The sequence below is a fragment of the Ruegeria sp. CE9 genome, assembly GCF_056537425.1.
The window spans coordinates 31,279-56,590 of the sequence record NZ_JBQFRO010000013.1 but is presented as its reverse complement, the minus strand read 5'-3'; the positions used below and the strand labels follow the sequence as shown (position 1 = coordinate 56,590).

General features: G+C 58.4%; 29 protein-coding genes. 22 read left to right on the top strand and 7 right to left on the bottom strand.

What is annotated here, in order from left to right; translation table 11 throughout:
* Positions 1-45 precede the first annotated feature (45 nt).
* The 19 genes from ACR0B3_RS20180 to ACR0B3_RS20090 all read left to right on the top strand — a co-directional run bounded on the left by ACR0B3_RS20180 (position 46) and on the right by ACR0B3_RS20090 (position 17,218).
* Positions 46-447, top strand: a complete 402-nt coding sequence (locus ACR0B3_RS20180; RefSeq protein ID WP_480810606.1) for a cupredoxin domain-containing protein — start codon at positions 46-48, stop codon at positions 445-447.
* 190 nt (positions 448-637) lie between these two features.
* Positions 638-1,399 (top strand): uroporphyrinogen-III C-methyltransferase, encoded by a 762-nt coding sequence (gene cobA, locus ACR0B3_RS20175; protein ID WP_480810605.1) that lies wholly within the window; start codon positions 638-640, stop codon positions 1,397-1,399.
* The gene (locus tag ACR0B3_RS20170; RefSeq protein ID WP_480810604.1) at positions 1,392-1,775 is read left to right on the top strand and encodes a c-type cytochrome; all 384 of its coding nucleotides are present in this window, start codon (positions 1,392-1,394) and stop codon (positions 1,773-1,775) included. Before cobA ends, ACR0B3_RS20170 begins: the two co-directional genes overlap by 8 nt.
* Positions 1,772-2,917: a cytochrome D1 domain-containing protein gene (locus tag ACR0B3_RS20165; RefSeq protein ID WP_480810603.1), complete on the top strand. Its 1,146-nt coding sequence runs from the start codon at positions 1,772-1,774 to the stop codon at positions 2,915-2,917. The genes ACR0B3_RS20170 and ACR0B3_RS20165 overlap by 4 nt, the downstream gene beginning before the upstream one ends.
* A 3-nt stretch (positions 2,918-2,920) precedes the next feature.
* Entirely contained in the window at positions 2,921-3,910 is a 990-nt protein-coding gene (ahbB, locus tag ACR0B3_RS20160) for a siroheme decarboxylase subunit beta (RefSeq protein WP_480810602.1), read from the top strand.
* Positions 3,907-4,356 carry an Lrp/AsnC family transcriptional regulator gene (locus ACR0B3_RS20155; RefSeq protein ID WP_480810601.1) on the top strand — a complete coding sequence of 150 codons (450 nt, stop codon included), beginning with the start codon at positions 3,907-3,909 and terminating at the stop codon, positions 4,354-4,356. Before ahbB (ACR0B3_RS20160) ends, ACR0B3_RS20155 begins: the two co-directional genes overlap by 4 nt.
* Positions 4,353-4,835 carry a siroheme decarboxylase subunit beta gene (gene ahbB, locus ACR0B3_RS20150; RefSeq protein WP_480810600.1) on the top strand — a complete coding sequence of 161 codons (483 nt, stop codon included), beginning with the start codon at positions 4,353-4,355 and terminating at the stop codon, positions 4,833-4,835. The genes ACR0B3_RS20155 and ahbB (ACR0B3_RS20150) overlap by 4 nt, the downstream gene beginning before the upstream one ends.
* Before the next feature lie 3 nt (positions 4,836-4,838).
* Entirely contained in the window at positions 4,839-6,053 is a 1,215-nt protein-coding gene (gene nirJ / locus ACR0B3_RS20145; RefSeq protein WP_480810599.1) for a heme d1 biosynthesis radical SAM protein NirJ, read from the top strand.
* The gene (locus tag ACR0B3_RS20140; protein WP_480810598.1) at positions 6,028-7,653 is read left to right on the top strand and encodes a cytochrome D1 domain-containing protein; all 1,626 of its coding nucleotides are present in this window, start codon (positions 6,028-6,030) and stop codon (positions 7,651-7,653) included. The genes nirJ and ACR0B3_RS20140 overlap by 26 nt, the downstream gene beginning before the upstream one ends.
* On the top strand, positions 7,610-7,873 hold the full coding sequence (locus ACR0B3_RS20135) for a hypothetical protein (RefSeq protein ID WP_480810597.1): 264 nt from the start codon (positions 7,610-7,612) through the stop codon (positions 7,871-7,873). The genes ACR0B3_RS20140 and ACR0B3_RS20135 overlap by 44 nt, the downstream gene beginning before the upstream one ends.
* Positions 7,874-7,976: 103 nt before the next feature.
* Positions 7,977-8,441 (top strand): DUF2946 family protein, encoded by a 465-nt coding sequence (locus tag ACR0B3_RS20130; protein WP_480810596.1) that lies wholly within the window; start codon positions 7,977-7,979, stop codon positions 8,439-8,441.
* A 44-nt stretch (positions 8,442-8,485) separates the two neighbouring features.
* Positions 8,486-10,609, top strand: a complete 2,124-nt coding sequence (locus tag ACR0B3_RS20125; RefSeq protein ID WP_480810679.1) for a 4Fe-4S binding protein — start codon at positions 8,486-8,488, stop codon at positions 10,607-10,609.
* A 14-nt stretch (positions 10,610-10,623) separates the two neighbouring features.
* Positions 10,624-12,531: a TAT-dependent nitrous-oxide reductase gene (nosZ, locus tag ACR0B3_RS20120; protein WP_480810595.1), complete on the top strand. Its 1,908-nt coding sequence runs from the start codon at positions 10,624-10,626 to the stop codon at positions 12,529-12,531.
* Between the two features lies 1 nt (position 12,532).
* Positions 12,533-13,789, top strand: a complete 1,257-nt coding sequence (locus ACR0B3_RS20115; protein WP_480810594.1) for a nitrous oxide reductase family maturation protein NosD — start codon at positions 12,533-12,535, stop codon at positions 13,787-13,789.
* A complete protein-coding gene (locus ACR0B3_RS20110; protein ID WP_480810593.1) occupies positions 13,779-14,672 on the top strand; it encodes an ABC transporter ATP-binding protein in 894 nt (297 codons plus the stop codon). Before ACR0B3_RS20115 ends, ACR0B3_RS20110 begins: the two co-directional genes overlap by 11 nt.
* The gene (locus tag ACR0B3_RS20105) at positions 14,669-15,490 is read left to right on the top strand and encodes an ABC transporter permease (protein ID WP_480810592.1); all 822 of its coding nucleotides are present in this window, start codon (positions 14,669-14,671) and stop codon (positions 15,488-15,490) included. Before ACR0B3_RS20110 ends, ACR0B3_RS20105 begins: the two co-directional genes overlap by 4 nt.
* The gene (locus tag ACR0B3_RS20100; RefSeq protein ID WP_480810591.1) at positions 15,487-16,002 is read left to right on the top strand and encodes a nitrous oxide reductase accessory protein NosL; all 516 of its coding nucleotides are present in this window, start codon (positions 15,487-15,489) and stop codon (positions 16,000-16,002) included. The genes ACR0B3_RS20105 and ACR0B3_RS20100 overlap by 4 nt, the downstream gene beginning before the upstream one ends.
* Positions 15,999-16,895 carry an FAD:protein FMN transferase gene (locus ACR0B3_RS20095; protein WP_480810590.1) on the top strand — a complete coding sequence of 299 codons (897 nt, stop codon included), beginning with the start codon at positions 15,999-16,001 and terminating at the stop codon, positions 16,893-16,895. The genes ACR0B3_RS20100 and ACR0B3_RS20095 overlap by 4 nt, the downstream gene beginning before the upstream one ends.
* A 152-nt stretch (positions 16,896-17,047) precedes the next feature.
* Positions 17,048-17,218, top strand: a complete 171-nt coding sequence (locus ACR0B3_RS20090; protein ID WP_480810589.1) for a hypothetical protein — start codon at positions 17,048-17,050, stop codon at positions 17,216-17,218.
* Positions 17,219-17,272: 54 nt separating this feature from the next.
* Here ACR0B3_RS20090 and ACR0B3_RS20085 read toward each other — a convergent pair whose 3' ends face one another.
* Together ACR0B3_RS20085 and ACR0B3_RS20080 are read right to left on the bottom strand one after the other, a co-directional pair.
* Complete coding sequence (locus tag ACR0B3_RS20085) at positions 17,273-17,401, bottom strand: hypothetical protein (protein ID WP_480810588.1); 129 nt, start codon at positions 17,399-17,401, stop codon at positions 17,273-17,275.
* Positions 17,402-17,792: 391 nt separating this feature from the next.
* Positions 17,793-18,782 (bottom strand): LysR family transcriptional regulator, encoded by a 990-nt coding sequence (locus ACR0B3_RS20080; protein ID WP_480810587.1) that lies wholly within the window; start codon positions 18,780-18,782, stop codon positions 17,793-17,795.
* Positions 18,783-18,796: 14 nt separating this feature from the next.
* Between ACR0B3_RS20080 and ACR0B3_RS20075 the strand changes: the two genes are divergently transcribed.
* Both ACR0B3_RS20075 and ACR0B3_RS20070 read left to right on the top strand, forming a co-directional pair.
* Positions 18,797-19,633 carry a hypothetical protein gene (locus ACR0B3_RS20075; RefSeq protein ID WP_480810586.1) on the top strand — a complete coding sequence of 279 codons (837 nt, stop codon included), beginning with the start codon at positions 18,797-18,799 and terminating at the stop codon, positions 19,631-19,633.
* A gap of 4 nt (positions 19,634-19,637) precedes the next feature.
* On the top strand, positions 19,638-20,441 hold the full coding sequence (locus ACR0B3_RS20070) for a sulfotransferase-like domain-containing protein (protein ID WP_480810585.1): 804 nt from the start codon (positions 19,638-19,640) through the stop codon (positions 20,439-20,441).
* Here the strand turns inward: ACR0B3_RS20070 and ACR0B3_RS20065 are convergent.
* Both ACR0B3_RS20065 and ACR0B3_RS20060 read right to left on the bottom strand, forming a co-directional pair.
* On the bottom strand, positions 20,413-20,667 hold the full coding sequence (locus ACR0B3_RS20065; protein WP_480810584.1) for a hypothetical protein: 255 nt from the start codon (positions 20,665-20,667) through the stop codon (positions 20,413-20,415). The genes ACR0B3_RS20070 and ACR0B3_RS20065 overlap by 29 nt on opposite strands.
* Positions 20,664-21,635: an EamA family transporter gene (locus tag ACR0B3_RS20060; RefSeq protein WP_480810583.1), complete on the bottom strand. Its 972-nt coding sequence runs from the start codon at positions 21,633-21,635 to the stop codon at positions 20,664-20,666. Before ACR0B3_RS20060 ends, ACR0B3_RS20065 begins: the two co-directional genes overlap by 4 nt.
* Positions 21,636-21,706: 71 nt before the next feature.
* Here ACR0B3_RS20060 and ACR0B3_RS20055 point away from each other — a divergent pair, with 71 nt between their 5' ends.
* Positions 21,707-22,183, top strand: a complete 477-nt coding sequence (locus ACR0B3_RS20055; RefSeq protein ID WP_480810582.1) for an Lrp/AsnC family transcriptional regulator — start codon at positions 21,707-21,709, stop codon at positions 22,181-22,183.
* Positions 22,184-22,514: 331 nt separating this feature from the next.
* Here the strand turns inward: ACR0B3_RS20055 and ACR0B3_RS20050 are convergent, their stop codons facing one another.
* The 3 genes from ACR0B3_RS20050 to ACR0B3_RS20040 are packed head-to-tail and all read right to left on the bottom strand — an operon-like array spanning position 22,515 to position 25,263.
* A complete protein-coding gene (locus ACR0B3_RS20050) occupies positions 22,515-23,387 on the bottom strand; it encodes an NAD(P)-dependent oxidoreductase (protein WP_480810581.1) in 873 nt (290 codons plus the stop codon).
* Between the two features lie 18 nt (positions 23,388-23,405).
* Positions 23,406-24,692 carry a TRAP transporter large permease gene (locus ACR0B3_RS20045; protein WP_480810580.1) on the bottom strand — a complete coding sequence of 429 codons (1,287 nt, stop codon included), beginning with the start codon at positions 24,690-24,692 and terminating at the stop codon, positions 23,406-23,408.
* Position 24,693: 1 nt separating this feature from the next.
* A complete protein-coding gene (locus tag ACR0B3_RS20040; RefSeq protein ID WP_480810579.1) occupies positions 24,694-25,263 on the bottom strand; it encodes a TRAP transporter small permease subunit in 570 nt (189 codons plus the stop codon).
* Between the last annotated feature and the right edge of the window lie 49 nt (positions 25,264-25,312).

Genomic DNA, 25,312 nt, shown 5'->3' with positions numbered 1-25,312 from the left:
GCCGAGCGATCCGGCCCTTTCCGCTTAGAAGAGGAGACTTGGACGATGAAACCCCGACACCTTCTTCCCGCGCTGCTGCTTCTGGCCACACCCGCCTGGGCGGATGAAACCGCCGAGCTGTGTGCGGAAGCAGAAGAGCGTTATGTCGAGCTGTTTGGTCATCCCTCATCCTCCGTTGAGGATGCGGAAGTGGTGCTGATGTACAAATACACCTTCTGCCCGGTCGAGCTGACCGTGAAAGTGGGCACCACGGTGCGCTGGGTCAACGTGGACAAACGCACGAGCCACTCGGTCCTGCTGAAAGACGGCAGCGAACCCGAAAGCGACAGGCTGTTTCCTGAAGAAACGGTTGACCTGACCTTCCTCACCCCTGGCCCGCAAGACTTTCTGTGCGGACCCCATTGGGAGACACAGAACATGATCGGCATGATCACCGTCGAACCCTGAGCCGAGGCAACCTTACAGGCAAGACAAAAGGAGCGCGGGACCAAATCCTGCGCTCCTTAACTTTAGTCAAGGAGGTTCCTTTCCGATTGCCGCAGTCTTGGTGCATGACACGCCCGGCTCACCCAGCAACGTCCCGTGATCGCGCAGGAATTCCGGGCTCCGAAGACATTCAGACCAAGCGAGTTTGTACATGAGCGGTAAGGTTTATCTGATTGGCGCAGGCCCTGGCGACCCCGAACTAATGACCCTGCGCGCGCTTCGGATGCTGCAAGAGGCGGACGTGGTGGTCTATGACCGTCTGGTCTCGGCTGATATCCTTGCCATGCACGCCAAGGGCGCACGGCTGATCCCCGTTGGCAAGGCCCCGAAATGCCATACCGTGCCGCAAACTCGTATCAACGACATCCTCGTTGAAGAAGCCCGCGCCGGACACACCATTGCGCGGCTCAAGGGTGGCGACCCGATGATTTTCGGGCGCGGCTCAGAGGAGGCCGCGCATCTGATGGCAAACGGCATCCCGGTCGACTACGCGCCAGGCATCACTGCAGCCCAAGGCGCATCCTGTTCCACCGGCGTGCCGCTGACCCATCGCGGGCTGGCGACTTCGGTGCAGTATGTCACCGGGCACCGTCAGGCGGACAAGGTACTGGATCTGGATTGGAAACGTCTGGCTGATCCGGATTCGACACTGGTCGTCTATATGGGCGTCGCCAATATCGGCCAGATCGCCATGGGGCTGATGACCGAGAACCTGCCCGGCGCGACCCCGGTTCTGGCAGTTGGCAAAGCCACCACACCGGATGAACACCGCATGGTGTCCCGGCTGGATCGATTGGCAGCGGATGTGCGCGACGCTGATTTGAAAGCACCGACGCTGTTCATCATCGGCAAGGTCGTATCGCTATACGCAGAACGGCCCGTGGCTGAACTTCTGGAGCAGGCGCATGGCTAAGTTTGGTTCCAGGCGATCTGGGGGCAGTCGGTCACTGCCCGATGGTGCTGCCAAAGGCCCAGCTTGGACCGTGCGCGCTGTACTGACAACGGCTGTGCTTGTGGCCACATCCGCCTTCGCCGCCGACACTCTTGACCCCAACGCGCTGAAACGTCTTGTCCATCAGGACTGCGGCTCTTGCCATGGGCTGTCGTTGAAAGGCGGTCTCGGACCTGATCTGAGGTCCGAGACGCTGGAGCACTACGACGCGGACGTTCTGACCGGCGTGATTCTCGATGGCATCCCCGACACCGCGATGCCCCCATGGCGGCCTTTGATCAGCGAAGAAGAGGCTGAATGGATCGCGCGTTATCTGCTGGCACAGGAGGCACAATGAAACAGCTCATCCTCACCCTTGCCGCCACCCTGCTGATGACCACTGCACAGGCGGAACCCACCGCCACCGGAGACCTCGGCCTTGTCATTGAGCGCGCCAAAGGCTCGGTCCTGTTGGTCGATCAATCCGACCGCGCCGCGTTGGCCCGGATCGAAGGGCTGGGTGATTTGTCTCATGCCTCACTGGTCTATTCGCCTGACCAACGCTTCGCCTATGTCTTCGGACGTGACGGCGGACTGACCAAGGTTGATATCGTCACCCGTCAGATCGCGAACCGCGTGGTACAGGCGGGAAATGCAATCGGCGGGGCCATTTCGGACGATGGCATGCTAGTCGCCGTGTCGAACTATGAACCCGGTGGCGTGCGTGTCTTCGATGCGGATACGCTGAAGATGGTGGCGGACATCCCCACCGACAGCAAAACCATCGGTCTGGTCGATGCGCCGGGTCGCCGTTTTGTGTTTACTATGTGGGATACGGGCGAGACCTGGATTGCCGATTTCACCAAAGGCTCCCCCGCGATCACCAAAATCCCTGACATGGGCAAGAATCCTTATGACGCGCTGATCACCGCAAATGGCCGCACCTATATCACTGGCCTGTTCGGCGAAGACGGCCTGACCGCGCTGGACCTGTGGGCCGAGACGCCACAACCCATCCGCGTACTGCCCAATTATGGGCGCGGGCAAGAGGAAATGCCGGTCTACAAGATGCCTCATCTGGAAGGATGGGCGCTGACAGGGCGCGAGTTCGTCCTGCCTGCCGTCGGCCATCACGAGGTTCTGTGGATTGACGCCCACACCTTGACCGAAACCGGACGCACGCAGACCCATGGCCAGCCGGTCTTTGCCATGGCCCGGCCCGACGGGCGGCAGGTCTGGGTGAACTTTGCCCACCCGCTGAACGATACGATTCAGGTCATTGATTCAGTGAGCAAAGAAATCATCCATGAGTTCAAACCCGGCCCTGCAGTGCTGCATATGGAATTCACCCCGCGCGGGCACGAGGTCTGGATCAGCGTCCGCGATGCCAACAAAGTCATGGTTTACGACACCCAGACCTTTGAAAAGCTGCGCGAGATCGAGGCCGACAGCCCCTCTGGCATTTTCTTCACTGCGCGCGCGCACAGAACGGGGCTTTGAGCGATGCAGCATATCACCGACCCGATCGACCGCCGTCTTCTGGACGATTTCCAGCGTGATTTTCCCATCGTAGAGCGCCCGTTTCAGGTTCTGGCTGACGCCCTTGGGCTGGAAGAGGCAGAGGTGCTCGACCGTCTGGCCCGGATGCGCAAAACCGGCCGCATAACGCGGGTCGGTGCGACGATCGCACCCGGCGCGGTGTCGGCCAGTACGCTGGCGGCTGTGGCGGCTCCGGAAGAACGGCTGGAAGAGGTCGCGGCGCTGATCGATGCCGAAACTGGTGTGAACCACAATTACCAGCGCGAGGATGACTGGAACCTTTGGTTCGTGGCCACCGGCCCGGACCTGGCGCATGTGAACGACACCCTCGCAAGGATCTCGCAGCGCTCGGGGCTGCGGGTTCTGGATTTGCGGCTGGTGCGGCCGTTCAACATTGATCTGGGCTTTCGTATGTCGGGCGAGACCCGCAATGCTCCTGGCCCGCGGAAAGTGGATCGTTCAGCCATGCGAGAAGGCGACCGACCCCTGTTGCAGGCCCTCAGTTCCGGCCTGTCGCTGGTCTCTGATCCTTATGCGGCGCTGGCCCGAACCCTGAACCGCGACCCAGACGACGTGATGGATCGCGTAGCCGCCTTGCACCGGGCCGGGATCATCTCTCGCCTGGGGGTCATCGTACGCCACCGCGCTTTGGGCTGGTCCGCCAATGCAATGGTGGTCTGGGACATGCCGGTCGAGCAGGTCAGCAGCGCTGGCCCGGCACTGGCAGCGCATCCAGGTGTGACACTGTGCTATGAGCGCAACCCGGTCGAGGATGTCTGGCCCTATCGCCTCTATTCCATGATCCATGCGCGTTCGCGCCCTGAGGCAATGGAGGTTTTGGCCGGGGCCGCCGCCCTGCCCGAACTATTTGGCGCGCAGCGCAAAGTACTGTTCTCGACCCGCTGTTTCAAACAGACCGGTGCATTGATCCAACCGAAGGAGGCCGCCGCATGACGCTCGACGACACCGACCGCGCGATCCTGAATCGGATGCAGGATGACCTGCCGCTGACCTCGCACCCCTACGCAGCGATTGCCGAGGAATTGGGGATCGAGGAATCCGACCTTCTGAGCCGATTGGCGCGCTTGAAAGAGGACCGCGTCATCACCCGTTTCGGCCCATTCTTCGACGCCGCCGCTATGGGCGGGGCCTTCTGCCTGTGCGCGATGGCTGTTCCCCCAGAGGATTTCGAAACCGTCCTGACCAAAGTCAATGCGCACCCCGAGGTTGCCCATAATTATGAACGCACGCACCGGCTGAATATGTGGTTCGTGCTGGCCACCGAAACGCCCGAGGGGATTGAGGCCACGGCCGATGCAATCGAACGGGAAACGGGGACACGGGTTCTCCGTTTCCCCAAACTACAGGAATTCTTCATCGGTTTCCGGGTGGCGGCATGATCGACGCAAAAGACAGAGAGATTATCGAGGCGCTGCAAGGCGGCCTGCCCCTTGTGCCCGCCCCCTTCGCCCAGGTGGCCGACGGCTTGGGCCTGGATGAAAAGACTCTGATGTCCCGTCTGGCCGATATGAAATCGCGCGGTGTCATCCGGCGCATCGCTGCGGCCCCCAACCACTATAAACTGGGCATGACCTCAAACGGCATGACTGTGTGGGATGTCGAAGATGGCCGCGTTGCCGAACTCGGATCGCAGATCGGTGCCCTGCCCTTTGTCACCCATTGTTATGAACGCCCGCGCGCCTTGCCAGACTGGCCTTACAATCTGTTCGCCATGGTTCATGGCGCTAACCGGAATGAGGTCGAGGAGAAGCGCGCCGAGATTGCCGCCATCCTCGGCGATGCCTGCCGGGCCAAAGATATCCTTTATTCCACGCGCATCCTAAAAAAGACCGGGCTGCGCCTGAAAAAGAAAGGCTGAGATATGTTCCGCCTGACCGAATACATGCACCAACTGGTCACCCCGACCCCGGTACGCAAGCGCCGCCCCGGGCCGGTGAAACCGGTGGTGATCTGGAACCTGACGCGGCGCTGTAATCTGAAATGCCGCCATTGCTATACCGTCTCGGCGGATGTGGCGTTCCCCGGTGAGCTCAGTCACGAGCAAGCCATGGTAACCCTTGAGGATCTGGGCCAATTTCGCGTCCCGGCTCTGATCCTCTCGGGTGGGGAACCGCTGGACCGGTTCGATTTTTTCGACATCGCCAAACGCGCCCGCGATCTGGTGCCGATGCTGGCACTGTCGACCAATGGCACGCGGATTTACGACGAAACCGCTGACATGATCGCCAATGTGGGGTTCAACTATGTCGGCATTTCGCTGGACGGGATCGGAGCTACCAATGATTGGTTCCGCGGGGTCGAAGGCGCCTTTGCCGACGCCCTGCGTGGCGTGCGGGAATGCAAGAAGCGCGGCATCAAAGTGGGCCTGCGTTTCTGTCTGACCGAAGGCACCCAGCACAATTTGCCCGATTTGCTGCAGCTGTGTGACGATGAAGGTGTCGACAAGTTTTACCTGTCGCATCTGGTCTATGCCGGACGCGGCGACAAGAACCGGTGCGAGGACGCCGCGCATCTGCGCACCCTTAAAGGACTGGATTTGTTGCTGGAACGCGCGTGGGAGGCTGCTTCGGGTGGTCGTCCGCTTGACATCGTGACCGGCAATAACGACGCCGATGCGGGGTATTTCCTGAACTGGGTTCGGGCTCATTTCGACGACTCCAAAGCCGCACATGTACGCGACCATCTGGCGGCGTGGGGCGGGAACTCCAGCGGGTTGGGCGTGGCTAATATCGACAATCTGGGCCGCGTACACCCCGACACTTATTGGTCCGACTACACCATAGGAAATGTGAAAACCCGTTCCTTTTCAGAGCTTTGGACCGGAGATGATCCGATGCTCGCCATGCTGCGCACCCGTCCGCGCCCGCTGAAAGGGCGCTGCGGAGCTTGCCAGTTGAAGGATGTGTGCGGCGGCAATACCCGCATTCGGGCCTTGCAAGTGACTGGCGATCCATGGGCCGAGGACCCGGCCTGCTATCTGTCAAATCAAGAGATCGGCGTCGAGGATGCGGGCGAGCGCCTGCAGGTCACGCCATTCCGGGGGAAACGTCATGATCCGGCGCATCAGTTCTTTTGACACCGTAAGTGCAAAGCTTTCAATCGCAACGCTCGTGACGCGGGCGGGAGCCTCCGGCGGGAGTATTTTTGAAAAGATGAAGATCGGGGCCTTGTGCTCGATCCTGAGCCTGAGTGCCGCCTGGGCCGATGCGCTGTCGGATTATGCCGAACACTGTGCCTCGTGCCACGGTGAAAACCGCTTGGGTGGCGTTGGTCCGGCTCTGATCCCCGAGACGTTGAAACGGATGCGGGGACCGCGCGTGGCCGCCGTAATAGCAGAGGGCCGCGCGGCCACGCAGATGCCTGCGTTTTCGCATGAATTGGATGCGTTGCAGATCGAGGAGCTGGCAGGGTGGTTGAAGTCGCCGCTGGAAACCGACCCTGAATGGGGCGAGGCCGATATCATGGCCAGCCGCACTCTGGACGAGGATTATGTGCCGGTGGACGCGCCGGTCTGGGATAGTGACCCGATGAACATTACGCTGGCGGTTGAGACGGGCGATCATCATGTCAGCGTGCTGGACGGCGACACATTCGAGGTTCTGGACCGGTTTGAGACACCCTTTGCAGTCCATGGCGGGCCTAAGTTCAGCCCGGATGGTCGCTATGTCTTCATCATGTCTCGCGATGGCTGGGTGCAGAAATACGACATCTGGGCATTGGAACAGGTGGGCCGCGTGCGCGCGGGTTTGAACAGCCGCAACATCGCCATGTCGGGTGACGGTAAATGGGTGGCGGTAGCGAACTATTTGCCGAACGCGCTGACTCTGCTGTCGACCGATGATTTGTCGGTGGCGAAAGTCATTGAAGTCAAAAGCAAAAAAGGTGTTCCCAGTCGCGTTTCAGCGGTCTATCAGGCCCCGCCGCGGGAAAGCTTTGTGCTGGCCCTAAAAGACGTGCCCGAGATTTGGGAGGTGTTTTATGGGGCGAACCCGCCGCAATTTGGACTGGGACATGATTTCCGCATCGAAGGTCAGTTCAAGAACCCCGATCCCTTCCCGGTACGTAAAATCACCACACCCGACTATCTGGACGATTTCTTCTTTGACCAGAGCTATGAGTACGTCATGGGTGCTTCGCGCGACGGAAAAGGCGGGCAGGTGATCGATCTGGTGATCGGGCATAAAGTGGCCGAACTGGACCTGCCCGGGATGCCGCATTTGGGCTCGGGGATTACTTGGAAATATGGCGATACGACCGTGATGGCCACGCCGCATCTGACTGATGGCACTGTGTCGGTGATTGACATGGAGACATGGGAAACCGTCAAGCGGATCAAGACCGAAGGTCCGGGGTTCTTCATGCGCAGCCATGAGAACTCGCCCTATGTCTGGGCCGATGTGTTCTTCGGTCCCAACAAGGACGCGATGCATGTCATCGACAAGCAAAGCCTTGAAATCATTAGAACTCTGCGCCCCGCACCCGGCAAAACCGTTGCCCATGTCGAGTTCACCAAGGATGGAAGTCATGCGCTGGTGTCGATCTGGGAGGATGACGGCGCGGTGATTGTCTATGACGCGCAAACGCTGGAAGAGGTCCGCCGCCTGCCGATGCGCAAACCGTCTGGAAAGTACAATGTCTGGAACAAAATCACCTTCTCGGAAGGCACCAGCCACTGAGGGCAAATGGCCAGTCTGGAAACTGGCCATATTGCTCTATCCAGCCACGATGCTGACCGTGGCGATCAATCTGTTCCTGCTCGGTCTGATTCTGCACAGTGCAGGGTTTAACGCCATTGAGCCGGTGCCTGCAATCCTGTGGTCGATCCCATTGGGCATACCAGCCTCATGGCTGGCGGGCCGTTGGGTGCGCGGGTTGATGGACGATGCAGGTGATTGATTTCAAATATAAAATCAGAAATTCACTGCACCTAACTTAAGTCAAGTATCCGCGAATCCGAATCCTCTAGAAATCAGGCATAGCTTCCCGAGTCGGAGTCTCCATGCCTGCCCTGGTCCCTTTGCACAATCTCCCTGTCCGTGCGATCCGCACGGCGGCCGGGTTGGCAGGCATGCTCCTTCTTTTGTTGCAGACCTTTGCACCGGTGCTGGCGAGTCCCGGTGAGAGTGTCTGGGTGGAGATCTGCTCGGAAAGTGGCGCGGTTTGGGTCGAGGTTGATCTGGATGAGGACACCGAGGACCCGACCGCGTATTGCCCGAAATGCGCGGATTGCGCGCTGTGTGCGGTGACCAGCGCGGCACCTGTGCCCGAGCTTGCACAGGTCGCAGAAATCGGACTCTTCTGTGTTGTACAGGTTCAGAACAGCAAATCTTCCGTATTGTACAAGTCAGATCAGCTGTGGCCCGAGACCCGAGGACCCCCATTCCTGACCCAGGAAACAACTGAACGCGCCCCGCGCGCGTCCATGGCGTCCACCCAAGTTATCGGAGGTGCGCCGTGGTCGTAAGTCGCGCAATCCATTTCTTGCTGGCCCTTGCCCTGTCTTGCCTAATGGCGATCAGCGCCCAAGCCGACAGCCTTGCCAGCTTTCTGCCCGAGATTGAACCCGCCAATCTGGCGCCCGGTGCCGATGCCTTTGGCCCGGTCCGCGATGACGTGCCGATTGCGCCCGTCCTGAAGGGTGGCGAGACCGTTGCCTGGGCCTTCCTGACTTCTGACTTCGTGGGCACCACCGGATATTCCGGCAAACCGATCCATGTGGTTGCGGCCATCGATGACGATGCGGTGCTGACCGGCGTGCAGTTGGTCAAACACTCGGAACCCATCGTTCTGATCGGCATCCCGAACTCGCGGATGGTTGAGCTGACCGAAGGCTATGCCGGTCTGGATCTGAAGGTTGAGGCTGAAACCGGCGGCGAGGGGCATGACCTCGACATCATCTCGGGCGCGACCGTGACGATCATGGTGATCGACGACAGCCTTGTGCGTGGCGGGATCAAGGTGGCGCGGGCGCTGGGGCTGGGCGGGTTGTCTCCGCTGCAGGCAGACGGGCCAAAGCGCGAAGTCGATATGGCGCAGGACGCCGTTTATGACTGGGCAACGCTTTCGGGTGACGGCTCGATCCGGCGGCTGACACTGGATGTCGGCCAGGTCAACGCAGCCTTTGAAGCCACAGGCGATCAGCGCGCGATCAAGCGGCCAGAACCGGGGGAACCCGATGACACCTTCATTGACATGCACATGGCGCTGGTCTCGGTGCCGTCGATTGGCAAGTCGCTGTTGGGTGAGGCCGAATATCAGAACCTTGTGGGCTGGCTGGACGAAGGTGAGCAGGCCATTCTGGTACTGGGTCGCGGGGCCTATAGCTTCAAGGGCTCGGGCTATGTGCGCGGTGGTATTTTTGACCGGATTCAACTGATACAGGGCGACAGCTCCGTGCGGTTTTTTGACAAGCAACAGCGCCGTTTGGGCACGGTTGCAGCCCCCGATGCGCCCAGTTTCACCGAGCTGGATATCTTCAAGATTCCCGCTGATGCCGAATTCAACCCGGCCGAGCCGTTCCGCCTGCAATTGCTGGTGCAACGGGCCGTTGGTGCGGTCGAAAAAACCTTCCTGACCTTCGATCTGGGCTACAAGCTGCCCGAGCAGTATCTGCTGCCGGTCGCGGCCCCCGCTGTTGTGGATGACGCCACTGGCGAAGCTGCTGCCAAAGCCGCCCTGTGGAAACGAATCTGGAAGGATCGCACGGTCGAGATTGCGGGTCTGGGCGTCATGCTGCTGGTGCTGACTGCAACCTTCTTCTTCCAGTTCCACGCCACAATGAACGCCCGGGTCTTCTACTGGTTCCGCATCGGATACCTGACCCTGACGCTGTTCTTCATCGGCTGGTATGCCAACGCACAGCTGAGCGTCGTGAATCTGATGGCGCTGGCCGGCAGCCTGCGCTCCGGTTTCAGCTGGGATGCCTTCTTGCTGGATCCGCTGGTGTTCATCCAGTGGTTTGCCGTGGCCGCTGCCCTGCTGTTCTGGGGACGCGGGGCTTATTGCGGCTGGCTGTGCCCGTTTGGTGCGCTGCAGGAACTGACCAACAAGATCGCGCGCGCGCTGAAAGTGCCGCAATGGACGCTGCCATGGGGACTGAACGAACGCCTGTGGCCTGCGAAATACATGATCTTCCTCGGACTTTTTGGGCTCAGCTTTGTCTCGATCCCGCTGGCTGAGACCTATGCCGAGATCGAGCCCTTCAAGACCGCGATCATTCTGAAGTTCATGCGCGACTGGCCCTTCGTGGTCTTTGCGCTGACCCTGCTGGGGATCGGGCTGTTCATCGAACGGTTCTATTGCCGCTACCTCTGCCCGCTGGGCGGAGCGTTGGCGATCCCCGCCCGAATTCGCATGTTCGACTGGCTGCGCCGCTACAAGGAATGCGGCAGCCCCTGTCAGACCTGCGCAAACGAATGCCCCGTTCAGGCAATCCACCCAACTGGTGAGATCAACCCGAACGAGTGCGTCACCTGCCTGCATTGTCAGGTGCTCTACCAGTCCGAGGACAAATGTCCCGTCGTTATCCGCCAGCTGAAACGGCGGGCCAAGACAGGGTCGGTCCAGATGAAGACCCCACTCGGACAGCCACCGGCGAACCATCCGAACGCCAAACCGCAAACCGTTTCCTAAAAGGAGAGACGATCATGTCGGAACACGATAAGAAACTGAACATTACACGCCGCGGGATGCTGGCGGCAACCGCCACCGGCGCAGTGATTGCCGGGACCGGTCTGGGTTCGACCCTGATGACCGCGCGCCAAGCAAGTGCTGCAGCCAATGCGCATCTGGAGCCGGGCGAGCTGGACGAATACTATGGCTTCTGGTCTTCCGGCCAAACCGGCGAGCTGCGCATTTTGGGCGTGCCGTCGATGCGCGAGCTGATGCGGGTGCCGGTGTTCAACCGCTGCTCGGCCACTGGCTGGGGCCAGACCAACGAGTCGCTGAAGATTTTGACCGAAGGTCTGCTGCCCGAAACCAAAGAGTTCCTGGCCGCAAACGGTAAGGTCACCTATGACAATGGCGACCTGCACCACCCGCATATGTCCTTTACCGATGGCACCTATGACGGCCGCTATCTGTTCATGAACGACAAGGCCAACACCCGGGTAGCCCGAGTGCGTTGCGATGTAATGAAATGCGACAAGATCATCGAGATCCCGAACGCGCATGACATCCACGGTCTACGCCCGCAGAAATACCCGCGCACCGGTTATGTCTTTGCCAACGGTGAACACGAAGCACCTCTGGTCAATGACGGCCAGATCCTCGACGATCCGTCGCAATACGTGAACATCTTCACCGCCATTGACGGTGATACGATGGAGATCGCATGGCAGGTGATGGTGTCGGGCAACCTAGACAACACCGACTGTGACTATCAGGGCAAATACGCGTTCTCGACCTCGTATAACTCGGAAATGGGTATGAACCTTGCCGAGATGACCGAGAATGAGCTGGACCATGTGGTCGTGTTCAACCTCAAAGGCATCGAAGACGCGATTGCTGCGGGCAACTATCAGGAGCTGAACGGCGTCAAGGTCGTGGATGGCCGCAAAGAGGCCGGCGGCAAACTGACCCGTTACATCCCGATCCCGAACTCGCCCCATGGTGTGAACGCCGCCCCCGACAAGAAACACATCATGATCAACGGCAAGCTGTCGCCGACCGTGTCCGTGATCGATGTCGAGAAGGTCGATGCCCTGTTTGCCGACAACGCCGATCCGCGGTCCGCCATCGTGGCAGAACCGCAGCTGGGCCTCGGCCCGCTTCACACTGCGTTCGATGGCAAGGGCAACGCCTACACCACCCTGTTCCTCGACAGCCAGGTGGTGAAATGGGACATCGCCAAAGCGATCGAGGCTTATGGCGGCGCGGATGTTGATCCGATCCTTGATAAGGTCGACGTGCAGTATCAGCCGGGCCACAACTCGACCTCGATGGGTGAGACTGCGGAAGCCGACGGCAAATGGCTGATTTCGATGAACAAGTTCTCGAAAGACCGCTTCCTGAACGTGGGTCCGCTGAAGCCTGAAAACGAGCAGTTGATCGACATTTCGGGTGACAAGATGAAGGTGGTCCATGACGGCCCAACCTTTGCGGAACCGCATGACTCGATCCTTGTGCACCGGTCCAAGGTGAACCCGGTCAATGTGTGGGATCGCAACGACCCGATGTGGGAAGATGCGCGCAAACAGGCCAAAGCCGACGGAGTCGATCTGGACTATGGCGCGGATGAGCCGATCCGGGATGGCAACAAGGTGCGGGTCTACATGACATCTGTGGCACCTGTGTTCAGCATGGAGAAATTCACCGTCAAGCAGGGTGACGAGGTGACCATCTACGTCACCAACCTGGACGATGTGGATGACGTGACCCACGGGCTGTGCCTGTCGAACTTTGGCATCGCAATGGAGATCGGGCCGCAGGCAACCGCCTCGGTCACGTTCATTGCCGATCGTCCGGGTGTGCACTGGTACTATTGCCAGTGGTTCTGCCACGCGCTGCACATGGAAATGCGCGGCCGGATGTTTGTTGAGCCGCGGAGCGCATAAGATGCGTTGGTCCCTGCTCATACCGCTCCTGCTCGGCTCGCCCCTTTGGGCGGCGGACTGGGATGTGCCCAACCGGGCGGGGGCCATCAACGAGATACTGGCGCAGGCGGCGGATGGAGATACCCTCCGCCTGAGCCCCGGTGTTTACGCCGAAACACTGGTACTGGACCGGCCCGTAACCATTGACGGGCTGGGACAGGCCACCATAGACGGACAAGGCGAAGGCAGCGTCATCACCGTGACCGGGTCGGGTGTGACGGTGCGCGGGCTGACGGTTATTGGCTCGGGCTCGGACCATGACGGGATCGACAGCGGCATCCAGCTGACCAAGACGGCCCACGCGCCGGTTGTCGAGGACAATGTGCTACTGGGCAATCTCTATGGCATCGACATCCACGGGGCCAAGGACAGTATCGTCCGGGGCAACCGGATCGAAGGACGGCAGGACCGCCACATGAACGCGCGCGGCAATGGAGTTTATGTCTGGAACGCGCCGGGTGCGGTTGTCGCTGACAATGACATTCAGTTTGGCCGCGACGGGATTTTCGTGAATTCTTCGAAGAAGAATTTGTTCACCGGCAACCTGTTCCGCGACCTACGCTTTGCAGTGCATTATATGTATGCCGACAATTCCGAGGTCAGCAACAACGTCTCGATCGGCAACGATCTGGGCTATGCGGTGATGTTCACCTCGAATGTCAAAGTCACCGACAATGTGTCGATTGATGACCGTGAACATGGCGTGATGCTGAACTATGCCAACAAAAGCGTCATCACTGGCAACGTTGTGAAAGGTGCCAAGGAAAAATGCACTTTCCTGTATAATTCCAACAAGAACGAATTCACCGATAACTGGTTCCAGGGCTGCGGCATCGGCATCCACTTTACCGCTGGGTCTGAACGCAACCGGATCGTTGGCAATGCTTTTGTCGGCAACCGGACGCAGGTGAAATATGTCTCGACCAAATGGGTCGAGTGGTCCGAGGACGGGCGCGGCAATTACTGGTCCGATTTTGCCGCTTATGATGTGGATGGCAACGGTATTGCCGATGCCCCCTTTCGCCCCAATGACAGTATGGACCATGTGCTGTGGACCCAACCCGCAGCTAAATTGCTGCTCGGCTCACCCGCCGTGCAGCTGGTGCGCTGGTCGCAATCGGCCTTCCCGGCGCTGTTGCCGGGGGGCGTGATGGACAGCAATCCATTGATGGAAGCCCCTGAACCCCCAGCTATGAAAAAGGTGCCTCATGACGGATAAGGCCCTGACGATTGACCATGTTCTCAAGGATCGGGGCAAAACCCGTGTTCTTGACGATATCACCCTGTCTCTTGCCCCCGGTCAGCGCGTTGCGCTGTTGGGCCATAACGGCGCGGGCAAGTCGACCCTAATCAAATCCATCCTCGGCCTGACACCGATCCATGGCGGAGGAATTCGGATCGGGGACGCCACCCCCGGCAGCGCACAGGCGCGGCGCGAGACGGCCTATCTGCCCGAAGCGGTGTCGTTCCACCCGGCCCTGACCGGTCGCGAACAACTGACCCTGTTTGCCCAGCTTTCGAGCACGAAAGCGGATGTGCCCGGCCTGCTGGAGCGCGTTGGTCTGAGCGACGCTCTGGACCGCCGGATCGGCACCTATTCCAAAGGCATGCGGCAACGTCTGGGTCTGGCGCAGGTGCTGCTGGGTCAGCCGAAAGTGGCATTGCTGGATGAACCGACAAGCGGGCTCGATCCGATTTCGCGGCAGGACCTGTACGCTATCATCGACGAACTGGCTGCCCGAGGCACCGCCGTTTTGATTGCCTCACACGCTCTGACCGAGGTCGAGGCCCGCACCGACCGGATCGCCATCATGCGCAAGGGCCGGATGGTCGCCGATGACACGCTGACCAACCTGTCGGCGCTGGCCGGTCTGCCGATCCGCCTGAAAGTACGCGCCAGCGCCAATCCAGATGTGCTGGCCGCTGAACTGGGCGGCAGCCGGATCAATGGGGCATCCGTTGAATTGCTCTGCACGCCCGAAGACAAGATGGAGGCGCTGCGCCGGATCGCCGGGTTGGGCGATGCGGTGGCGGATGTGGAAATGACGCCGCCCAAGCTGGAAGATCTGTATCGCCACTACGCACAGGAGGGTTTGCAATGACCCGCTTCCTCGCCATCACCCGCACCGAGATGCTGATCCTGCGCCGCAATCGCTGGCTGCTGGTTGCGACGCTGATCATGGTTCTGTTCGCTTTGGCGCTGACCTTTGCTGGCAGCGCGCCTACCGGCACGCTGGGGGTCGACATGCTGACCGTCTCGGTCGCGTCTATGACCACGCTGTCGGTTTATCTTGCTCCACTGCTGGCGCTGATGATTGCCTTTGACGCCATCGCAGGCGACGTGGATCGCGGCAGCCTGTCACTGCTGCTGTCTTACCCGGCTGGGCGCGGAGAAATCCTTTTGGGCAAGTTCACCGCCCATCTCGCCGCACTGGCCTTTGCCATGACCATCGGTTTCGGCACCGCAGGCGCAGTGGCCGCCTTCTTCGGCGGCGCGGGGCCAGAGAGCCTGTTGGCTCTGGTCCGCCTCATCCTCACTTCTATCCTGTTGGGCGCCGTGTTTCTGGCGCTGGGATACCTGCTGTCCGCTTTGGCAAAGGGGGCCACGGTGGCGGCAGGTTTGTCGGCCGGGCTCTGGCTGGTCTGTGTCGTCCTCTATGATCTTGGGCTGTTGGGAGCCGTCGTCATGGACAAGGGCGGCACCTTCACCCAATCCGTCTTTCCTTGGGTGATGGTGGCCAACCCGGCCGACGCTTTCCGTCTGTGGAACATCGCCGCAACCGAAGGCGTTGCGATGGCGTCAGGCATGACCGGAGCTGCGCAGGCCCTGCCCGTCTGGGCTGCGCCTGCATCCCTTCTGATCTGGCCGGTGCTGGCGTTTGCCCTTGCGCGGCTAGCGTTCCGGAGGGTTGAGCCATGAAGCGTCTCGCCCTGATCGCATTGGTCGCGCTGGCGGCCTGCAAGGAAGAGGTCGCCGAGGCCCCCGACCCGGTTGATCTGACCCCAGATGCGCTGAGTTATTTCTGCCAGATGAACATCGCGGAACATGGCGGGCCGAAGGGGCAGATCCATCTGGAAGGATACCCCGCACCTTTATTCTTTGCGCAGGTGCGCGACATGGTGGCCTATCTGAAAAGCCCCGAGCGTGATGCCAAGATCACCGCTGTTTACGTCAGCGACATGAGCGTCGCGCCCAGTTGGCGGCAACCGGGGATTTCGAACTGGATCGACGCAGAGAACGCCAGCTTTGTGGTCGGGGCCAACGTCTCCGGTGGCATGGGTGCGCGCGAAGTGGTGCCCTTTGGCGATCCCGCCGCAGCCCAAGCGTTCATCGCCGATTATGGCGGCACGGCCCTGCCCTTGTCCGACATCCCCGATACCGAAGTTCTGGGCCCCGTCGATCTCGGCCTTGTGCTGGAGACACCCGCATGACCTTTCTCACACGCCGCCGCTTCCTGACCATTTCGGCCGCCTGCGCTGCCATGCCTGCAACGGCTGGTGCTGTTGCACAATGGCACGGTATTACATTGGGTGCACCGGCCAGCTTGCGGCTTGAAGGTTTGACCAACACCGACGCTGCCCCGATCTTTGCTGCAGTTGAAGCTGAGTTGGATCGGTTAGAGGCGATCTTTAGCCTTTATCGACCCGGGTCTGAATTGAGCCGCCTGAACACGTCGGGACTGCTGAAACACCCTTCGCCCGAGCTGTTGAGCCTGCTCAGCCTCTGCGCCGTTCTGCACGATGCATCAGACGGCGCATTTGATCCGACAATTCAGCCTTTGTGGAGCGCACTTGCTAATGGGTCTGGTGCATTGAAGCTACAAGCTGCCCAGGACGCAGTTGGTTGGCACAAGGTGTCGGTGACTCGTGACGCAATCAGGTTACCCAATCCGGGTCGCGCAGCCTTGACACTGAATGGCATCGCACAGGGCGAAATCACAGACCGCATCGCCAGCTTGTTGCGTTCCTTCGGTCTGCAGAATGTGTTGGTGAACATGGGTGAAATCGCCGGTCTGGGCACCCGAAGTGATGGTTCATCTTGGCAGGTCGGTCTGGCTGGTCCGAATGACGTAGTGCTCAACAGTATTGAACTGCACAACCGCGCCGTTGCCACTTCAGTCCCCGGCGCGATGCGTATGGCGGAAATGTCCGTGCATATCTTTGATCCAATAACTCTTGCGGCGGTTCACCATGCCGTTTCGGTCTCTGCGCCAACTGCTGCAATAGCAGACGGGATGTCGACCACTCTGTGCTTGATACCGACTGAGCAGATCAATTCGGTCTTGTCCCAGTTCCCGGGCGCGAAGCTTGAAGTTTTAGTTTGATTGGATGTGATAGCTGATCCCAAAAGCGTCTCTTTTCTAACCAGCCAAATGAAGCACGATGCTTTCCCGAGGCTGTTACAAGCATTTTGTCATTGACGCTCAAGAGCGCAGAGAGTGAATAGCGGCTGGTAGAGTTCAGCCGAATGTCATTCATGAATTCTCTCATCCCTATTGGCTCTCACGATGATGCAACCAATCGTGTCGATCACACCGTCCCTGAGAATGACCGTGGTTATCTGATCTGGGGGCAATGCGTCCTCAGCCACAAATCTTACGAGGACCGTGAGTGCGGTCTCGATCATCTTACTGGTCTCGTCGGATAAGATGACATCGCGGCCGAGTTGATCGGCCAGCATGTCGTCAATTGCGGAGTCGATTTAATCCAGCCTGTAACCGCGACCAATCAGTTGATTGATAGGCAGGTCAATCGTCAGATCAATTGCGTCCAATCCAACAAAGGTCCCCTGCCCGTCGGGCCGACTATAGTCGATAGCTACGCGTTGCATCGAGCAGTTTCCGACAGCACTAAAAAACATGATCGGCACCATGCTCCGTCAGCCCCTGAACGGAGACACCTTTACCCTGATGACGCCTTTGCCGAATGGCAAAAGACGATGCTGGTCAAAATCGACAGACCAGAATGATCTTGTTGGGAAACTACAAGTACCCTCCAAAATCTTTCGGCCTTGTCAGTAGGTTTCCCGACAGTCCCGAATTTGACGAGACCGTTCTGATCGGGGCGGATAGCAGAGAATCCGCATTAGCTTTCGCTTCTGTCTCACATCCCAGTACCAATTGACCGCCCATATTCTTCAGCCCACGATGGGATGCCGCCTGGGCTGCAGTAGAGGGTTCACTAAAGTCTGAGATCAGTCTCTATTTGACAAGAATTGTCGTCTAATCCGCAGTGATCATCTCCAATAGCGACAAACACGTTGAAAGCGAAGGATGGTTTTGACCGGTAGGTGTCGCGCGCGCGATGATGGAGGTCCCGGTATTGTGCCAGTTGCATTCAAGCTCTACGAGCTCGTCTCGGTCGACATATCTATCAACAAAACCGCGCCAGCCGAGCGCGAGTCCCGCACCTTGGGCCGCCGCTTCCAGCAGGTAGACATAGCTGTCAAACTCCTCGCCTTCTGGCCATCCCTCGAATACTGGATGCGCAGCGCACCAATCCTGCCAATCCATCCACCCGTAGTTTGCTTTTTGCAGGCGCATCAACGGAGGTGGGGGCGCACGGCCCTGCAGGGCAGCCTGCGCTTGCGCGATGATTTCGGCGGACCCGATTGGTTTGATTTCTTCTCGGCATACCACGACATGCGGATCTTTGGGTGTGCTGGACGTGTATTCAAAAATGATATCCGCCCCGATTTCGATGGCGGTACCTAGAAGGTTGTAGTCCACAGTTAGAAGGCGCAACTCGGCTTGGTTGGCCAATGCACGGCGCAGATGGGCAAAGCGGGGCATCAGCAGCAAATGTGAAACCGAATGCGAACATGCTATGGTGATGTCGCGCTTGCGGGTGGAAAGGGCTGAGATGCCTTGTTGTAAGTTGTCCACGGACTGGCGCACGATCGCATAAAACTCGGCACCTTGGCTCGTTAACTTGATCTGCTGCCCACGGCGGTCGAACAGCTGTGTTCGAAAACGAATTTCCAGATTGCGGATATGGCGGCTGATGGCGGGTTGAGAGGTGTTCAACTCGTCCGCGGCACGCGCAAAGCCTTGCAGCCGAGCCACCGCTTCAAAGGCAACTAGCGCACTGGTTGAAGGTAAGGAGTATCGCCGAGAGGTCATACCCGTTTCGATATGACTGACTGCAGCCAAAAGCAATGGAGTTTCGCCGGTTACGCCGACAGTATCGCTTGGGAAACTTAAGCTGCCCAAACTCTCGATCTGACATGTCCACATATCAAAAGCCCGCCCATTGGAAGAACCCGAAAGTTAAACTGTTCCCGCATCAGGTTGGCTTTACCTCGCCGCCGCATGACTTTGATGCGGCTCCGTCGGATTTTCTGCGCATGGCCCCGCGCAGCGTCGGCGTGCACGGGCGAATGTTGCATGTCCCCGACTACGCACACCGGCTGGATCAACGCCAAAAGAACTTTGGCCTGCTGGAGGAATATGTCGAATGCTTGGCCAATAATGGCGCGGATGTTTGCGGTCAGGTCGGGTCGAACTGGGTGCATGCCAGCGGCCTGGGTGTCGAAGGCATCCGCCAGCATTGCGAGATGATCAGCGACAAGTATGAGACGCCCTTTCACATGGCCGGCTACGCCATGGTCGAGGCCCTGCGCGACATCGGCGCGGAAAAGGTTGCGCTGAATGCCTGCTATCACCGAGATACATGGTATCGGGGCACTGTGGATTTTCTGAAAGAAGCGGGGTTTGACGTTGTTTGGGCCGGGAACTTCTTTGATCAGGGCTGGTTCGACAGCCAGGAGGCTGTCGACGAGTGCATTTGGTGCTTTGACGAAGAGTTGATCTATAAATCCTTCGACTACACCGCGGACAAGGCGCCAAACGTGGATGCATATTTGATAAATGGGATGAGCAACTATCGCCGCGCGTCAGACGGCATTGCGCAACGTCCCGTTCATTACGAGGTCGAGCTGGAAGCCCTTTTGGTCACACCCGTCATCGGTCATGACACCGCGCTCTACTGGCGCATTTTCAAATCCCTAGGGCTGACCCCGGAAACCCAGCAGGGCAGCTTGCTCTCTTCATTGAAAGCCTGAACCGATGCACAAGATTGTTGCCTTGTGGGCGATCCCACGCTCGACCTCGACCGCCTTCGAATGGATGATGCGCCAGCGCGGCGATCTAGACTGTCTGCACGAACCTTTCGGCGAAGCCTGGTATCAGGGCGAAGACCCAATGTGGCCGCGCTTTACCGAGGGCGAGGTTACAACCCCCGGCCTGACCCTGGAGAGCGTCTGGAACGATATCAAGGCGCGTGCGGAAAGGGGGCCAGTGTTCATCAAGGATTTCCCGCACTACATTAACCACATGTGGACCCCTGAGTTCCTATCGCATTTCACACACGCTTTCCTGATCCGCGACCCGGCCAAGACTATCTCCTCAATGTACAACAAGTGGCCGGACTTCGATGAGCTTGAAGTCGGCTTCCCAGAACAGCGCGCGCTGTTCGATCTGCTGACCGCTTTGAACGGCGGCAAAACGCCGCCCGTGGTTGACAGCGACGACCTGCTTGAGAACCCACATGACATGATCGCTGCATTCTGTGACAGCGTGGGCATTCCCTTTATCCCAGAAGCCCTGACCTGGGAAGCGGGTGGTGACCCTTCCGAGCACAGCTGGTGGGATGGCGGGTCATTCCACGCCAATCTGGCGCAATCGACGGGCCTAACCCCGCAAAAGCGCAAGTATGTCGAAGTGGCTGATGCGCCAGAACGCGTGCGCCGGGTGCATCGTCGAATGAAGCCGCATTACGACCATCTTTACGCACACCGCATCCGTGTGTCCGTAAAGTCCGAGAAAAGGAACTCTATGTCTCTTAGCCGACAGCCAACCCAAGCCCCATGACAAAGATGGAGAGCCATAGCTTACGCAGGGGAAGGCCAAGTTGCCCTGTCGCTTTAAGGAAAACAGCACCCAGTATGCCCGCCATAGCGATACACGCGCAGGAGATTTCGAGAGGTGTGAAATCAGACACGGCCAAACACGTCGCCACCAACGTGCCGCTGAACCCCAACATTCCGAGAAACCCGAATATGACGCCGGTCGCGCGATCGCTATGTCCGAGTGTCATGTGGTGCGCCCGTCGGCAGCCGAGTCTACTTTTACGGCGGCGTCTGCTGGCTTATGCATTCCGACCCCGACCATGACGAGGGCAACGCCGAGAAACTCGATGGCGCTGGGGATCTGGCGAAGGACAATCACACCAATGATTGTAGCCGTTGCGGGCAACAAGGCCAACAAAAGTGCAAAGCTGGAACGAGGTAATCGAGACATGGCCATCTGATCACAGATATACGGAATGACAGAGGAACAGATGCCAACGCCGATCCCTGCCGCAACCAGAATTGGTGCACCAAATGCATTGAGTGCCTCAACAAACCCAATTGGCATGACAAAGATGAAAGCAACAGCCATCGCCGCTCCGAGCCGCTCAATGCCGCCGGACGCTCCTTGTTGGGAAATCTTGTGGCCTAGAACAATGTAGAGGACGAACAACCCTCCGTTCAGTACAGCCCAAAACAGGCCGAGCAAATCTGAGGTCATCACGCCACCGTCAGCGCCAAAAATCGAAGGCATGTCGATCAGCAACACAACACCGAAAACCGCAAGCACAAATGCCCAGCAGTTGCGCCCTGTGCGCAATCCCCACAATGCGATCCCAATGGTTCCAACGAATTCGATTGCCGCGACCAGTGCAATCGGCAGCCTATCCAGAGCCAGATAGAAGGCACAATTCATGATCGCAAGGCAGCCCCCCAAAGCCAGTAAAAGCACTCGTTCCCGTCCGCTACAGGTTCCAAATATGCGCCAGGGCTTTGTCATCGGCGCAAAGATCAGCGCAGCTGTTGTGATACGAAACCACGCAACCCCAAGAACCCCCACAACCGGAAACAACAGAACTGCGAATGCAGGGCCCAGATAATGGAATACGGCAGATATCCCAAACCAGGTGTGAGGCGGGACAGTCTCGGCGATGCGGGTCATAGTTCCCGTTGGATCTTGGGCAGAGGGAATTTCCGAAGTCTGATCTTGCATCATTTCATTCTGCAAGGCGTTTCCGCCTTATGATATGGTCAGTGGATCAAGAAACCTTGGAAAGCATAGACGAAATGAAGGAAAGATACAGAAACAGCCTTCAGACTAAAGGGGCGCAGATAGATCGGATTGATGCCGCAATATTGCGCGAACTCAGTGACGACGCCCGTATCTCTCGCTCGGAATTGTCGCGCCGGGTCGGTCTGTCAGCCCCAAGTATCGCTGACCGCATCCGGCGGTTAGAGGACACCGGCGTTATCACCGGCTATTGTGCGCGCATCGATCCAGCCCGACTGGGCTACGGCCTGACAATCTTGATCCGGGCGCGCCCATCACCGGGCGAGATGCAGAATATGGTTGATGCAATTCAGGCAATTCCACAGATCGTTGCCTGTGATCGTGTGTCAGGCGAGGATTGCTTTGTCGCGCGCGCGCATGTTCGCGATGTCGCTGAAATGGAGAAAGTCATCGATCAATTTGTACCTTTCGGCGCGACAAACTCATCCATTGTACAATCGTCACCCATCAAGGAACGATTGGTAGAGCTATAGTGACGCAGGCAACCTTGAATGTAGCTTCGCTGCGCAGATCTTGATTAGTTGGGTTTCTGCGGCCGCATAGCTTTGCCGGGCTGCGTTTGATTGTCTTTGAATGGCTTGAAGCATGCTCTTTTAATCATGTTTGCGGCTAATCCGGCTTCGGCGAGATGTTTGAAGAGAGTTAAGCTTGCGAAATGGCCTTCGCGAGGTTCTATCGCGAACCTTTTAATGGCAGAGCATCATTGGAATGTAAGAGCGGATTACCCAGCTTGCGGGACGATCGCCTCTCCAGTTTCGTCTAGAAAAATCTCAGAGAAATTTGCGACAGAATCGCAGCAAACCACTATTCAGGTAACTTGCGAAGTTCTGTATAAAATGCCGAAAAATCGCGTTCGCCAGATGTTTCACAGAATTTGGAAAAGGCGCGGGCCGCCTCGGCACCAAACGGAGTGCGTTGACCGCAAGCGGCAGCGGCAGATTGGGCAAGGTGCAAATCCTTGGCCATAAGACCTGCGGCAAAACCGGGTGCAAAATCATTCGAGGATGGCGCGTGGGGGACAATACCGGGGATTGGGCAGCGATTTTCCAACGCCCAGCTTTGCGCAGCAGCGCCGGCACACAAAGCATAGAACTTTTTAAGGTCCAACCCGAGCGCGTCGGCTAGGGCAAAGCCCTCCATGACTCCCATCGCGGTGATGCCGCAGATCATATTGTGCGACGCCTTGGCAGCCTGGCCTGAACTGACCGCGCCAAAATGCATAATCTTGGACCCCATCGCTTCTAGTATTGGTTGCGCCCGATCAAGGGCAGATTCTGAACCTCCGACCATGAAGCTAAGGCTTCCTTCCTCAGCCCCTGCTGGCCCACCTGAGACCGGAGCGTCCAACATTGCCAACCCCTGCCGTTCCGCCTGTTCGGCGAGAGCGCGCGTGGTATCGACGTCGATGGTCGAGCAATCTATCACCAGACTACCCGGTGCAGCACCAGGTCGGATGAGAGCCTCATGTACGTCGGCTACATGCTGCCCTTCCGGTAGCATTGTCACGATGACTTCAGCCTCAGACAACGCGTCCGGTGACGGTACAAGCGCGCCCTCAAATTCCTGTCTTATTTTGGCGTCGACATCCATTCCGACAACGTGATACCCGGCGCGGCGCAATGTCTCGGCCATTGGTCGACCCATTGTGCCAAGTCCGATAAAGGCGATTTCGGTCATTGTCTCATCGTCCTCTCTTTATCGCATCAGAACTGTCGGCAGCCAGGTCGCCAACCCTGGCGCGGCGGCCAAAAGCGCGACCATTGCAGCCATTGCGCCTACAAAGGGCAGAGCACCAATCATGACATCGGTCATCGGGCCGCGCCCACGGACACCCTGAACTACGTAAAGGTTCAGCCCGATCGGAGGTGTGATCAGAGCCGATTCGATCAGGATCATCATCACGATGCCGTACCAGACCGGATCAAAACCCAGGCTGAACATTAATGGCGCGATTATCGGGATTGTGGTGATCATCATCGAAAGCGTTTCCATGAAACACCCCAGGATCAGATAGAAAACCACCACAACCAGCAACATCTGCATCGGCGTCAGACCGAGGCTGGCGACATATTCGTTCAACCGTGCTGTTAACCCGATGCCCGACAGGATCATGTTCAAAATATACGCCGCAATGATGATAAGTACGATCATCGAAGTGGTGACAACTGTTCCCTCCAGCGCTTCGTTCAGCATCTTCCAATTCAGCCTACGCCGACCTGCTGCAATGATCAGCGCTGCGACAACGCCCAATGCCGCAGCTTCGGTCGGGGTCGCAAAGCCCGCGTAGATCGATCCGATGACGACGATGAATACTAATATTGGGGGAACAACACCCAGGGTCCCGCGAAACCGTTCCGCCAGACTATATTCTACACGATGACCTGCTGTGTCTGGGCGCAGAACTGTGATTAAGATGATCACGAACATGAACAAGGCCGCAAGGATCAGACCTGGTACAATCCCGGCCAGATACAATTGAGGCACCGAAGTATTGGTCAGGATGCCGTAGATGATCAGGTTAACGGAAGGCGGGATCAGAATTCCCAATGTGCCGCCCGCTGCAAGCGTGCCCAGAAAAAGCCGGGGGCCATATCCGTGCCTGTCGATCTGGGGTACGGCGACCGTACCAATTGTTGCGGCGGTCGCAACAGACGATCCTGAGGTTGCCGAGAACAAGGCGCATGCACCGACATTGGCGTGCATCACACCGCCGGGCAACCAACCCAGCCATTTGGCCAGAGCATCATACATGGCATCAGCCACGCCTGACCGCAGCATGATCTCTCCCAACAACACGAAAAGCGGGATGGCCATCAGCAGAAATCCGGACGAGGCTGTCCAGGCAACTTCTCCGGACGCTTTATAGAGGGGCAGAAAACCAAAAGTCCGGTCGAGAATAACGCCCATCACACCCAAAGCAGCCGCGATGGGAAGGCTCAGGGCAATCAGAACAACTAGCAGGATCAAAGCTGTCAGAAGCAATCTATAGTCTTTCCTTTGCGTCGCGGGTTTCAGTCCGCGCTTCTTCCTCGGCCCCCCGTACACCGGCGACCAGTTTTGCTCGGTCCCAGTCTCGATTGCGTAACGCCCTGAGATATTCGAGGATCAGGACAACGGTCACTGCCCCGAAAACCCAGAATCCGGCGGCCCACAGACCGTGCGGAACCCAGCGCGGGATTTGCATCTGACTGTTGGATACCGCACCGGTGCGCCACGAGTTTTCAAAAAGGCCAGTCGCAAACCAAGCCAGAAAGAAGGCGAATGCTGCCATCGCCAGCAGCGCCAGAAGATCCAATGCAGCCTGACCCGCCCGAGGCAACTGTGCATGCAGGATATCGATCCTCACGTGCGCGCGGCGAATAATGGCCAGCGAACAGCCCCAGGTCACGGTGATGGCAAGAACGTAACCGGCAAGCTCATCTGCGCCAACGAGGCTGACGCCCAGCAGACGGCGACTGAGGACCTCGGTCGAGATCATCAAGACCGACATCAAAAGTGCAAAACCGCAGGCCCGCGCCATCCAGGTGGCTAGTCGTTCGACAAATGCGTACATCTTAGAATTCATGCATCCTGTGAGGATCGGAAAGCAAATTGTTCGTGCA

What these genes read in the sequence shown, in the direction of transcription:
- ACR0B3_RS20180 (WP_480810606.1), top strand. Translation starts at nt 46, where the DNA reads ATGAAACCCCGACACCTTCTTCCCGCGCTGCTGCTTCTGGCCACACCC.
- cobA (WP_480810605.1), top strand. Translation starts at nt 638, where the DNA reads ATGAGCGGTAAGGTTTATCTGATTGGCGCAGGCCCTGGCGACCCCGAA.
- ACR0B3_RS20170 (WP_480810604.1), top strand. Translation starts at nt 1,392, where the DNA reads ATGGCTAAGTTTGGTTCCAGGCGATCTGGGGGCAGTCGGTCACTGCCC.
- ACR0B3_RS20165 (WP_480810603.1), top strand. Translation starts at nt 1,772, where the DNA reads ATGAAACAGCTCATCCTCACCCTTGCCGCCACCCTGCTGATGACCACT.
- ahbB (WP_480810602.1), top strand. Translation starts at nt 2,921, where the DNA reads ATGCAGCATATCACCGACCCGATCGACCGCCGTCTTCTGGACGATTTC.
- ACR0B3_RS20155 (WP_480810601.1), top strand. Translation starts at nt 3,907, where the DNA reads ATGACGCTCGACGACACCGACCGCGCGATCCTGAATCGGATGCAGGAT.
- ahbB (WP_480810600.1), top strand. Translation starts at nt 4,353, where the DNA reads ATGATCGACGCAAAAGACAGAGAGATTATCGAGGCGCTGCAAGGCGGC.
- nirJ (WP_480810599.1), top strand. Translation starts at nt 4,839, where the DNA reads ATGTTCCGCCTGACCGAATACATGCACCAACTGGTCACCCCGACCCCG.
- ACR0B3_RS20140 (WP_480810598.1), top strand. Translation starts at nt 6,028, where the DNA reads ATGATCCGGCGCATCAGTTCTTTTGACACCGTAAGTGCAAAGCTTTCA.
- ACR0B3_RS20135 (WP_480810597.1), top strand. Translation starts at nt 7,610, where the DNA reads ATGTCTGGAACAAAATCACCTTCTCGGAAGGCACCAGCCACTGAGGGC.
- ACR0B3_RS20130 (WP_480810596.1), top strand. Translation starts at nt 7,977, where the DNA reads ATGCCTGCCCTGGTCCCTTTGCACAATCTCCCTGTCCGTGCGATCCGC.
- ACR0B3_RS20125 (WP_480810679.1), top strand. Translation starts at nt 8,486, where the DNA reads ATGGCGATCAGCGCCCAAGCCGACAGCCTTGCCAGCTTTCTGCCCGAG.
- nosZ (WP_480810595.1), top strand. Translation starts at nt 10,624, where the DNA reads ATGTCGGAACACGATAAGAAACTGAACATTACACGCCGCGGGATGCTG.
- ACR0B3_RS20115 (WP_480810594.1), top strand. Translation starts at nt 12,533, where the DNA reads ATGCGTTGGTCCCTGCTCATACCGCTCCTGCTCGGCTCGCCCCTTTGG.
- ACR0B3_RS20110 (WP_480810593.1), top strand. Translation starts at nt 13,779, where the DNA reads ATGACGGATAAGGCCCTGACGATTGACCATGTTCTCAAGGATCGGGGC.
- ACR0B3_RS20105 (WP_480810592.1), top strand. Translation starts at nt 14,669, where the DNA reads ATGACCCGCTTCCTCGCCATCACCCGCACCGAGATGCTGATCCTGCGC.
- ACR0B3_RS20100 (WP_480810591.1), top strand. Translation starts at nt 15,487, where the DNA reads ATGAAGCGTCTCGCCCTGATCGCATTGGTCGCGCTGGCGGCCTGCAAG.
- ACR0B3_RS20095 (WP_480810590.1), top strand. Translation starts at nt 15,999, where the DNA reads ATGACCTTTCTCACACGCCGCCGCTTCCTGACCATTTCGGCCGCCTGC.
- ACR0B3_RS20090 (WP_480810589.1), top strand. Translation starts at nt 17,048, where the DNA reads ATGAATTCTCTCATCCCTATTGGCTCTCACGATGATGCAACCAATCGT.
- ACR0B3_RS20085 (WP_480810588.1), bottom strand. Translation starts at nt 17,401, where the DNA reads ATGCAACGCGTAGCTATCGACTATAGTCGGCCCGACGGGCAGGGGACC.
- ACR0B3_RS20075 (WP_480810586.1), top strand. Translation starts at nt 18,797, where the DNA reads ATGTCCACATATCAAAAGCCCGCCCATTGGAAGAACCCGAAAGTTAAA.
- ACR0B3_RS20070 (WP_480810585.1), top strand. Translation starts at nt 19,638, where the DNA reads ATGCACAAGATTGTTGCCTTGTGGGCGATCCCACGCTCGACCTCGACC.
- ACR0B3_RS20065 (WP_480810584.1), bottom strand. Translation starts at nt 20,667, where the DNA reads ATGACACTCGGACATAGCGATCGCGCGACCGGCGTCATATTCGGGTTT.
- ACR0B3_RS20060 (WP_480810583.1), bottom strand. Translation starts at nt 21,635, where the DNA reads ATGATGCAAGATCAGACTTCGGAAATTCCCTCTGCCCAAGATCCAACG.
- ACR0B3_RS20055 (WP_480810582.1), top strand. Translation starts at nt 21,707, where the DNA reads ATGAAGGAAAGATACAGAAACAGCCTTCAGACTAAAGGGGCGCAGATA.
- ACR0B3_RS20050 (WP_480810581.1), bottom strand. Translation starts at nt 23,387, where the DNA reads ATGACCGAAATCGCCTTTATCGGACTTGGCACAATGGGTCGACCAATG.
- ACR0B3_RS20040 (WP_480810579.1), bottom strand. Translation starts at nt 25,263, where the DNA reads ATGTACGCATTTGTCGAACGACTAGCCACCTGGATGGCGCGGGCCTGC.